Source organism: Pontibacter chitinilyticus (assembly GCF_039748935.1).
Classification (GTDB): domain Bacteria; phylum Bacteroidota; class Bacteroidia; order Cytophagales; family Hymenobacteraceae; genus Pontibacter; species Pontibacter chitinilyticus.
The window spans coordinates 1-10,166 of sequence record NZ_JBDIZJ010000024.1 but is presented as its reverse complement, the minus strand read 5'-3'; the positions used below and the strand labels follow the sequence as shown (position 1 = coordinate 10,166).

The window sequence follows — 10,166 nt, the reverse complement described above, 5'->3', positions numbered from 1 at the left end:
AATGAGAATAGGGGATGCTTCAAATCCTACGTTTAGCCCACTTTGAAAATGGAGGTGCCGGATCTCGTTATACCTCCCTTTTATGGGACATCGATTAGCGGAAAAGCCGCCGCCAGGCTGGGGCACCGTTGCAAAGCGTTGCTTTCCGTTGGCCGGACGATTGCTTTTGGTTGGCAATGTGCTGGCGAAGTGATGGTTTTTTGATGGCTTTTTGCTGGCGCAAGGATGGCTGCCGATACGCATGACGTGGGGGAGTAGCACCTACAGGCCGCAAAGAAAGCGTCAGTACACCTTCTTTTGCCGTTTGAGCGGCTTTTCAGGCTGTTTTACGGTAGCTTGTGCAGCGGTTTGGGACACGGCTGGACCGGTTTGTCCCGTGGTGGCCATAGTTGCTTTCTGTTGCTTACTGTCGTTGCTTGGTCAGAGCCTTTACCGTACCGCTCCACTGGAAGCCGCCTTCAGTCGTTCTCCTGCAAATGGCCCTTTTGCGGAACGGCGTGCGGCGGGAAAGCAGCTGCCGCCAGCTTGAGGCACCGTTGCTTTCTGTTGCTTGCTGTTGTGGTTCGGATGGCAACGCGATGGCTTTTCGATGGCTAAGCAATAGTTTTCTGATGGCTGAGGAGGATTTCAGCTGGCAGCCAACACGCGCAACGCAGGTGTATCGGCACGTACAGGCAGCCGTAAAGCACCGATATACCTGTTTTTCTGGTTGTTTTACGGTACCCTGCGCCGCAGAACGCTCCTTTACCGAGCTTTTGCAATGGTTTGGGACACGGCCCATGCCCGGTTTGTTGTCGGTTGCTTACTTTTGTTGCCTGTTGTTGCCTGTTGTTGCCTGTTGTTGCCTGGCCAGAGCCCTAGCCGTACCGCTACAGCGGAGGCCGCTTTTAGGTTCAGCAAATAAGAAATGGCAAAGCGCCGGTTGCAAGTGGTTAGCCATCCGAAAGCAGACCCATTTGCCATCAAGAGTATATTGGTGTAAGTTGGCGATTGCCCTCCTGCTTGAGACCACTTTATGCTGTTAAGCAAGCGGAAAGCGCTGTCTCTGCAGAAGGCACCTGAGACAGCACCGGTGCTGTTCACTCCGGAATCTAACCGCCTGCCATCCAAAAGCAAACACACAGCCACCGGTTTGCCATCGGAAAGCAACCCAAAGCACCCAGGATAATCGAGCAGTCAGCAGCGGTGCTTTTACGTTCTCGCTATATCGATATTTAAATGAACTTAAAAGGACGAACAAAAGAAAAATCCTTAGAACTGCACATCGCCCAGAAAAGGCTCTGTTGTACATAAGGATTATTATAAGACTATATAAATATAGGGATTTATTGTTGCCAATCTTACTTTAGTTGAGTTTTGAAATTAAGCATATAGGCAACTTCATGTCCCCGAAATAAGATCTCCCTGCTGCCTCACTTACTTATTCCGTAAAACGGAATTAAGATTTAACTAATGAGACTGTAAAAGAGGAATCTGAAAGTCTACAAACTGGCGTTGCAACCGCTTCCGAGTTGTGCTTCCCGAAACTCATTTTACTGGCGTTTCACTTCTATGAAGGTCTGTTTAATCACTAGCTATTAATCTTTCTTTCCGTAAAACTTACAGTCAGCAAATCTTTAAGATGCAGCAGTTATTCTGGGTGCAAGTCTTATATCGCGTTTTAAGCCGTCAGCAGATGATTTAGCTAGCAATGACGGCAAAGCTATTGCCCTACCAACAGATGTCTGCTTTACGACGGCCAAGATTTCCGGGGAGATGTCAGTGGTCAGTTTTTCATTTTCTTAGGGTTTAAAACAGTATCTAAATTATTAATATCATTTTTACTCTGGCTAACACTAACATAGCTTAAAGTATCTCCTTTAATGTTATAGAAGTTATAAGCAAGAATCGTATAATTTTTATCATAACAAAACTTTTCTTCCAAAGCACCTTCTCCATAAGGAGAATACTTATCTGTAACAAAGTGATTGTTTTTTTTAGAATGAATATCTATTTTATAATCTCTTGATTTTGTAGGTATATTGTAAAATTTATCGTAATTATCATAAGCATATTTGAAGACGGTATCCTTTTCGGTAGATAGCATAAGCAATTCAAGAGTATCTCTATCTCCTTTAGCATCTTTTAAAATAAATTTTTCGTAGAATGCTCCGCCTTTTTTTATAAAAAATTTTCTGCGAAGAAGGGTGCTATCTTTAGTTAAGTATTTATTCATTATTATTCTTTTTCCATCTTCAACAATTTCTATAAAAACATCATTAGGTGTTTCACCTGTTGGTATTAATACATACTTATATGGGCTTTCTAATTTACTAATATGTTTTTTGCAACTAAGTTGTGATAGTACTATTGCAAGACATAAGCTTATTTGATATAATATATTTTTCATTTAAAGCTTTCTTTTGGAACAATTTGCTCAATACCAAATTTTGGTGGTTTTTCTCTATAAAGAAACTTTTGATGTTGTATTTGCCGGAGTATTCTCCTGTAGTTAACGTTGCCCTCATGATTTGGATTATTTGCATCTTTTGCATCATGATCATACTTTCCAACATCTTCAGTTAACTTTTTTCTTAACGCATAGAATTCTTTCATTTTGCCTGCTTTGAAAAGTTTTACAAGCTCATCATCTGCATAGCCATGAAGTACAAGCTCATGTACAATAGTGTCAATTAAGTCAGAATCCAATTTGTCATAACTGTTTAGTAAAGTTTGAAAAAATAACTTACCTGTTTCATCAATCATAGCAGTATGGCCACCTTCAAAGTTTGTTAGGATGTTCTCTGTTTCAGCATAAAGTATATAATCATATATATAAAATTTTACATCTGAATATTTACCATTTTGTTCATATGTATAACCTCCTATCTTATCCCCTTTCTTAGCGAACATGCCTAAATAGTCCCTAAATTCATTCACCTGCATTAACTTACTAAAAGCCCTGTCTGTTCTTCCTGATAACCCCCTTACCGCAACGGGGTTACCATCTTTATCATACTTAGGAATATGAATAGGTATTATTTCTTTGCCATCAGAATCAATGAATTTAAGGGGATTATTAGCTACATATACAAATGGAGACAATACATGATATTTTTCCGCCAATAGGTCTGCCACATGCCACCTGCCCAGCTGGGCGTCATACATCCTGGCCCCGTAGTCCATCCAGTTCAGCCCCAGCTCCTCCTGCTTCTCTTTGCCGTTGTACTGGTACTTGTGGTCCGGATTTCCTTGCTTTTCGATGCCGGCGAGGTTGACTCCCCATGGGTCGTAGTGCTCCAGAATGCAAAAGCACGCCCGGCTGGTATTGCCTGATTTTAAATATACACGTTTATCAACTGGTTTTCCTCTCTCCGCTTCTGTTGGCCCCAAAGCCTGGAAAAAGTACCTTTGTCCTCTTCCACTTTAGCAGGACGCCCACATGTCACAGGACCAGTTCTCCGAAATCGCCTCCCTTATCCAGCAAGCTAGGAACAGTGCCCTAAAAGCTGTCAACACTGAGCTGGTCAACCTCTACTGGCAAGTGGGGGAACACATCAGCAGGCGCATCGCCTCTAGTAACTGGGGAGAGAAGACCGTCGACGAGCTGGCCGCCTACCTCAAGCGCAACCACCCCGAGCTTAAAGGTTTTGGCCGGAGGGGCCTTTACCGGATGAAGCAGTTCTACGAAACTTACACTGCCAGTTCCTTGGCTCCTGCTACAGCGTCAGCTCAGCAGTCCCTTCCAATTGTGTCATCGCCAATGACACAATTGGAGGCCAGCAGCGTGCGCGGCAGCATTCTGGCCAAGGTGAGCTGGACCCACCACCTGGTGCTCCTCTCCCGGGCAAGGACGGCCGAGGAGCGGGAGTTCTACCTGCGCCTCTGCATCCAGGAGAAGTACAGCGTAAAGCAACTGGAAAGGCAGATCAGCAGCGGCGTGTTCGAACGAGTGATGCTGGGCAACCAGAGCCAGCCGCCGGCCATCAAAGGGCTGGACCAGGACGTGGTAAACGTCTTCAAGGACAGCTACGTGTTCGAGTTCCTCAACCTGTCGGAGCCGCACAGCGAAGGGGCGCTTCAAAAGGCGCTGCTGGCCCAGATGAGGCGCTTTATCCTGGAGCTGGGCAGGGACTTTCTCTTCGTGGGCGAGGAGTACCGGCTGCAGGTGGGCAACAGCGACTTCTTCGTGGACCTGCTGTTTTACCACCGGGGGCTGCAGTGCCTGGTGGCCTTCGAGCTGAAGGCAGACAAGTTCAGGCCCGAGCACCTGGGCCAGCTCAACTTCTACCTGGAGGCCCTGGACCGGGACGTGCGGAAGGCAAACGAGAACCCCAGCATCGGCATCCTGCTCTGCAAGGACAGGGACACGGAGGTGGTCGAGTACGCCCTGAGCAGGAACCTCTCCCCGGCCCTGGTGGCCGAGTACAAAACCCAGCTGCCGGACAAGGAGCTGCTGCAGCAAAAGCTGCATGCGCTGTTCGGAACAAACCAGGGGAATGAGCACTAGCAGCTGAACTGGTGTCTCTTTGGGTTAATCCTGGCTACTTTTAAGTTTCCAAAACTCGGTTTTGCGGAATAGCTTTTCAGGCTATTTCTTCTGTAAAAGATTTTAATGTCCATCCTTTGATAAAGGGATTACAGCTGTAAATAAAGAATGCATGGGAATACAGGTTAAAAGTCTAGTTACATTCCTGAACGCTATCGCTTTGCTTTTCACTCTTCACCAGTATTATATTTATTTTCGGATTATGTACGTAGCTTAGTATCAATAAGTCTTTACTTATTTTTTTAGCTCGGAACCTCCCATTACCTAAAATAATTAATGAGTCCCCTTGGATACTCCATGTATTAGGAATTACAACATCTGAAGCTCCCTTATATAGGCACTTTTGATTTTGTTTATTATAAATGAAATCTTTATAACTTCCATTAACATTAAAACTCTTTCCATAACTGGGATAATACCAGTTATCTTTAATTAAATCCCAATGTTTGATTCCTCCTTCAGTTAGAGCGGATAATAATCTATTGTCTTTCTTCTCGGAAGAGCATGAGCTAAATATTACCGATAGGAAAGTTAAATATGCTATTTTCTTAATCATTATCTTCATCAATTCCTTTTGTTATTGATTTAGTAGTAACTCTATTCCCTTCAGAGTTCATATATGAGAATTTAAAGCTAAGCTTTCCATCACTACTTTCAGTCGAACTTAGAGTATAGCCTGTATTTAAGCTGTTGAAAGCATCTACTACCTGTGAAATATCAGAAGACTGTAAGTACTTTTCATTGTTGAAAGCAGAAATTAGGTGTTGTGAAAAAGAGGTTATAGTACTTTGCTTAAACTCCTCAGTTGTCTTAGCGAAGCTTTTATCCCCCATTTGCGTTAAATATACTTCAGCATGCTCCATAAAGGTAGAGCCCGTTATTCCTTGGCCTTTTTGTAAGTGGTCTTTCTCATGCACCATTACATTTATCATATTGTTTTGGTTATCTAAATTATCATTTACATAACCACCCTTTGCATTCAAAAATACAGAAGACTCACCAACACTATAGGCAGGAACTGAATGATTGTTGTAGTATCTATCGACACCTACTGTAGTACCAGATGGAAGCCCCGCTTTGGCTGCATAGTAAGCAGCTACGTTCGCCACTAACTTTGCTCCTCCCCTCCGGAATGTATTTATTTGACTTAGGTTCTTAAGTCCACCTTTAGTTTGAATTTGTATTGGTCCTGAAGTTCTTCTTATAAGCTTGCCACTGCTATCGAAAACATCAGCCCTCATTCCATCCGGATCAATAAACCTAATCGGATTGTCAAATGCATAGTTATAGGGCGAGTGCCTTCTCATCTGATCCGCCAGCGGGTCCACCACGTGCCACCTGCCCAGCTGGGCATCGTACATGCGAGCCCCGTAGTCCATCCAATCCAGCCCCAGCTCGCCCTGCTTCTCCTTGCCGTTATATTGGTAGAGATGATCAGGCGTCCCTTGCTTTTCGATGCCGGAGAGGTTAAGCCCCCATGGGTCGTAGTGCTCCAAAATGCAAAAGAGCACCCGGCCGGCATCCCCCTGCTGTTAAATATAGTAGTTTTCTATTTGGAGGGAAAGCCACCGGTCCAGAGCCTTATCGTTGCGCAGATTGGGACGGTGGTCTCTGTTTGGTTTTGGTTTGGAAACCGTTTTGTTTTGGTTTGGTCTCCGGACGGAAAGCGTTTGGATTCGGTTTGGGACTGTGGCAGCAACTAACAGCAACGTTTTGTTTCTCTCAGTTAACCTCTCAAATTTGTATAAAAAAACCCTCCCTTTTTTAATACAAGTCTGTCAACCTATAGCAGGACTAGGCACTAGGCACTAGGCTCTTTCCCTTTTTACTTGGTTTTTAGTAAGACCTTAGACACAATTCTGCTCTTCATTGCTAACAGTGAATCCTGTTGTTCTTTAGGGCTCACAATGAAGACCCTAAACTTTTTATAGTTAGGCTTGTTATTTGCGGTTGCACCCATTTCCTCTCCATAAGCAAAAATGCCGTTAGTAGATTTTACGCTGTCAAAAGTTTCCCCGACATCTTCCAACCCTCTTTGGTATAGATACTTTATTGGCTCCCTATTGCCTAATGAGTCAACATAGTAGTACTTATGTCCACTTAATTTATAATTGGCTTTGGCTTGAGTTTTCAACACCCCTCCATTAGGAATTATATATACTCTTTTCCCATTTTCCATCTCTGGCATGACGCCATCAGCCTGATCAAAAATAATAACAATAATACCAGTATAGCCTTTAGGTATAAGAGTTATACTTTCAGTTTGAGGTGTAGCACAGAACTGGAGTATAAATACTAGGAGTAGGTTTATAACGAGCATATTTTTCCCCTTCATGTTAATTTGTACCTCTTGGGTTTTTCTTTTGATAGCTTTTATTCCATTCTTCAATAGAAATCATCTTATCTCCTCTCATGACACCTTTAAAGTTTCCATCTTTGTCAGTTACAATTTGGACATTCACGCTCATCATTTGACGTTTATTGTTTCCCGCTAATTTTATAAAAGGCCCTTTATTAGGTCCATAGCCGGCCGCAGATGCCCCCAGGAAAACTGAATTCTTACCTTGGCTGTCTCTTACAAATGCTTCAGCACTTGGGAAATTGTCTCCTGTTATATTTCCTGCAATTGTTAAGATCTGATCCCCATTCTCTCCATCAGAAACAGTAACGAATAAATCTGTATTAATATCAATATCCCAAGTAGGTCCTCCATCAGGACCAGAACCTGGTCCTAAGATTCCAGGCATCACAGCATCATTATTACCATAGAGATGGGTATTAATTCTATTACCGAAAGAGTTGTCTGTGACTTCTGCATCTGAATATGCAATTGCTCCATATTTACTTGCTGATATGTTACCATAGGCTATTGTCGATGATTCTCTTGTATCGGTATCATACGAGGTTACCTGCCTCATACGTGAGGAGTACTTGTCAGAGGTTGAGAATGGTCGATTGTTACCATCACCATGCCAACCACTAAATCCAAAAGAATCAAATGGAGCAAAACTTCTTACATGTATATCAATAGGGAACTCTCCGTTAGGGTCAATAACTAGAGTTGGGTTATTTAACGCATAGTTGTAAGGACTAATAGAAGGTAAAGCCATTGCTTTAGAATCCACCACATGCCACCTTCCCAGCTGGGCGTCATACATCCTGGCCCCGTAGTCCATCCAGTTCAGCCCCAGCTCCGTTTGCCTCTCTTTCCCGTTGTACTGGAAGAGGTGGTCCGGATTTCCCTGCTTTTCAATGCCCACTAGGTTTTGACCCCATGGGTCGTAGTGCCCCTAAATGCAAAAGCAGGCCCGGCTGGCGCACGTGCAAGATAGAAGAATGCATCCACGCAGTAGTACGCTTAAAGCCTATAACTGCACAGGTGCCTTATGATTCAATAATAATATATTATCCCGCCTTACTTGAGAGGTACAGTTAGGATTCCGACGCAAAGCCGCTGCGCAACGTTTAACTAGCACCCGCAGTCTGGCCGAGGGCATGAACGAACACCACTTTGCCAAGTAAAACACGTGTCAAGTAATATGGCGCTTGCTAACTTGAAATTAATGGCAGAAAAGCAAAATCCCAATCCTGAACGGAAAGGGATTTTGATGTAATACTAGCATTAAGGTTAGACTATAAATCTGAGCCAGCAAGTCTATCTTAATTTAAATGAATCTAAAGCCTTATTGAATTCACTCTTCCTGTGCTCTGGAACATTAGTATAACCTATACTTATACAACCAACCTTGATGTCTTTCCAGTATAAACCTTTATCTGTAATACCGTGTAGAACCAAAGTATCAGGTGTATACTCCTTTCCTAAAGAGCGGGAAATTTCTGCTTTCAATTCAGTACTTGCTAATCTTTCATCCGCAATGCTATCTCCCAAGGTCATAATATTATTGTAATTGAGTGTACTAGCTCTAAAATTAGTCACATATATTGCAGCAGAGTCTGGATAAACATATTGCTTCTCTTTTTCATCGTGCCCTCCAACCAAAGTCATGAGTTTAAATCCTTTTGGTATTTTCATAGAGTATAGACCTGCTCTACAAGATTTTTCAGCTGATTTATTTTTGTATTGAATTGTAGTGCTACCTTGACTATTGACACATGATACCGTAACAAGTGCTAACATAAAAATAAGTAAAACTTTCATATGACTTTGTTTAAGGTTTATACCAAGATGGCAGCAGAGGCTTATTAGCTGGAGTAAGCATCCTTGTACCACTTCCTCCAATAAACTTTCCATTAGAATCTACTGCTTTTATATAATGGGTTCTTAGAGATACATTTAACTGCCCCCTCAACACATTTTCTCTATAGACAGCCTGCCATTCACTTCTCTCGATACCTTGACTTATTCTACTGTCCAATAAGCCTCTGTTAGCATCTAAGCCATGAAACATCTCGTGTGCAAGGTCTGTAACAGAGTTTAAACCAGCTCCATTTAAAGTTGGGAGTGTCGATCCAGATGGATTCCAAGAAATTGTCCCTCCCGAACCTCCTGATAGATTGATACCCGCATTTACTAGTGCTTGTAGTGAACTTGCCTGTGCAGGATCTGTTTGGAGTTCATTAGCATGTGCTTTCAAAGGGTTACTTGGGGTAAACTTACTATCACCTTTAACAATAGTAAAATTATTGTCAGAGCTCTGAAGCTCGCCTACCATAGCACCACCTTCTTGTGTGCTATTAATCGTATTAAGGGCATTTACGGATTTACTTAAAAACCCTTTAACCTTTCCGCTATAAGCACTGCCATCTTTGTTATAGAGGTTACCATTCTCAAAGCGTAAAGTTTCCTTTCCTCCTAAGCCTAAGAAACCTGTCCGATGAGTAACCCACAGCGAATCGCCATTCACGTCTATAAAGTTGATCGGACTATTCGCTCCATATTGGTATGGTGTAAAGCTTATATATTTATCAGCAAATCTGTCCTGAGTATGAAATCTTCCCAGCTGTGCATCATACATCCTGGCCCCGTAGTCCATCCAGTTCAGCCCCAGCTCTTGTTGCTTCTCCTTTCCGTTGTACTGGAAGAGGTGGTCCGGATTTCCCTGCTTCTCGATGCCGGCGAGGTTAAGACCCCATGGGTCGTAGTGCTCCAAAATGCAAAAGAGCACCCGGCAGGCGCTGCTCAGGTAAGATCGTGAAATGTTGTCTCTTGCCCCGATTACTCCAGCGGGTGAAAGCTCTCCACATCGTGCTGCAGCGTGTGCAGCCGGTCCAGCCGGTAGCGCTCCGTGGAAGAGACGTGCCGATGCCCTGCCATATGCTGCACCACCCGCACATCCCTGCCCCTCAGCCAGTGGCTGATCACGCTCATGCGCAGCTGCGTGGCGTTTTTTACCCCTGGGTTGGTTCTGCGCAGCCGCTCCATGAGCGCCGTGAGCAGGTTCGTCAGATCTCTGCTCCCTTGTGCTGTGGTAAAGACCACGTCCTGGTGGTACCCGCAGAGGTACTCGCGCAGCGGGGCCAGCTGACACTCCAGCAGCCGCAGTACCCGCCCGTTGCTTCGGCGCGTGCCTGGAATGTGCACAAGCCCCTGCTCCAGGTCTACGTGGCGGGGCTCCAGCAGCTGCAGCTCCCCCACGCTCAGGCCCTGGAAGACTAGCAGGCCCACCAGCACCTTTCG

The 10,166-nt window shown here is 44.1% G+C and carries 10 protein-coding genes and 1 pseudogene; 1 reads left to right on the top strand and 10 read right to left on the bottom strand.

Translation table 11 applies throughout. The features are described 5' to 3' along the window. The 3 genes from ABDW72_RS20340 to ABDW72_RS20330 all read right to left on the bottom strand — a co-directional run. Positions 1-243 (bottom strand): hypothetical protein (locus ABDW72_RS20340; protein WP_347160480.1); only part of this gene is annotated, 243 nt, incomplete at its 3' end. Positions 244-1,765: 1,522 nt separating this feature from the next. Beyond that, the gene (locus ABDW72_RS20335) at positions 1,766-2,389 is read right to left on the bottom strand and encodes a hypothetical protein (protein WP_347160479.1); all 624 of its coding nucleotides are present in this window, start codon (positions 2,387-2,389) and stop codon (positions 1,766-1,768) included. After that, the gene (locus ABDW72_RS20330) at positions 2,386-3,372 is read right to left on the bottom strand and encodes an RHS repeat domain-containing protein (protein WP_347160478.1); all 987 of its coding nucleotides are present in this window, start codon (positions 3,370-3,372) and stop codon (positions 2,386-2,388) included. Before ABDW72_RS20330 ends, ABDW72_RS20335 begins: the two co-directional genes overlap by 4 nt. A 49-nt stretch (positions 3,373-3,421) precedes the next feature. On the opposite strand from ABDW72_RS20330, the gene ABDW72_RS20325 reads away from it, so the two are divergent. After that, positions 3,422-4,489: a PDDEXK nuclease domain-containing protein gene (locus ABDW72_RS20325; RefSeq protein ID WP_347160477.1), complete on the top strand. Its 1,068-nt coding sequence runs from the start codon at positions 3,422-3,424 to the stop codon at positions 4,487-4,489. A 172-nt stretch (positions 4,490-4,661) separates the two neighbouring features. Here ABDW72_RS20325 and ABDW72_RS20320 read toward each other — a convergent pair whose 3' ends face one another. The 7 genes and pseudogenes from ABDW72_RS20320 to ABDW72_RS20290 form a co-directional block, all read right to left on the bottom strand. Further along, a complete protein-coding gene (locus ABDW72_RS20320) occupies positions 4,662-5,093 on the bottom strand; it encodes a hypothetical protein (protein ID WP_347160476.1) in 432 nt (143 codons plus the stop codon). Continuing rightward, positions 5,077-6,024, bottom strand: a complete 948-nt coding sequence (locus tag ABDW72_RS20315) for an RHS repeat-associated core domain-containing protein (protein ID WP_347160475.1) — start codon at positions 6,022-6,024, stop codon at positions 5,077-5,079. The genes ABDW72_RS20320 and ABDW72_RS20315 overlap by 17 nt, the downstream gene beginning before the upstream one ends. A 329-nt stretch (positions 6,025-6,353) precedes the next feature. Next, positions 6,354-6,863 (bottom strand): DUF6843 domain-containing protein, encoded by a 510-nt coding sequence (locus tag ABDW72_RS20310; RefSeq protein ID WP_347160474.1) that lies wholly within the window; start codon positions 6,861-6,863, stop codon positions 6,354-6,356. A 1-nt stretch (position 6,864) separates the two neighbouring features. After that, a pseudogene (locus tag ABDW72_RS20305) lies at positions 6,865-7,800 on the bottom strand (RHS repeat-associated core domain-containing protein); the annotation flags it as partial. A 383-nt stretch (positions 7,801-8,183) separates the two neighbouring features. Next, a complete protein-coding gene (locus tag ABDW72_RS20300; protein WP_347160473.1) occupies positions 8,184-8,687 on the bottom strand; it encodes a hypothetical protein in 504 nt (167 codons plus the stop codon). 10 nt (positions 8,688-8,697) lie between these two features. After that, the gene (locus ABDW72_RS20295) at positions 8,698-9,639 is read right to left on the bottom strand and encodes an RHS repeat-associated core domain-containing protein (protein WP_347160472.1); all 942 of its coding nucleotides are present in this window, start codon (positions 9,637-9,639) and stop codon (positions 8,698-8,700) included. A 65-nt stretch (positions 9,640-9,704) separates the two neighbouring features. Beyond that, positions 9,705-10,166, bottom strand: a 462-nt coding sequence (locus ABDW72_RS20290) for a tyrosine-type recombinase/integrase (RefSeq protein ID WP_347160471.1), incomplete at its 5' end; no start/stop codon positions are given.

What these genes read in the sequence shown, in the direction of transcription:
- ABDW72_RS20310 (WP_347160474.1), bottom strand. Translation starts at nt 6,863, where the DNA reads ATGAAGGGGAAAAATATGCTCGTTATAAACCTACTCCTAGTATTTATA.
- ABDW72_RS20320 (WP_347160476.1), bottom strand. Translation starts at nt 5,093, where the DNA reads ATGAAGATAATGATTAAGAAAATAGCATATTTAACTTTCCTATCGGTA.
- ABDW72_RS20335 (WP_347160479.1), bottom strand. Translation starts at nt 2,389, where the DNA reads ATGAAAAATATATTATATCAAATAAGCTTATGTCTTGCAATAGTACTA.
- ABDW72_RS20300 (WP_347160473.1), bottom strand. Translation starts at nt 8,687, where the DNA reads ATGAAAGTTTTACTTATTTTTATGTTAGCACTTGTTACGGTATCATGT.
- ABDW72_RS20325 (WP_347160477.1), top strand. Translation starts at nt 3,422, where the DNA reads ATGTCACAGGACCAGTTCTCCGAAATCGCCTCCCTTATCCAGCAAGCT.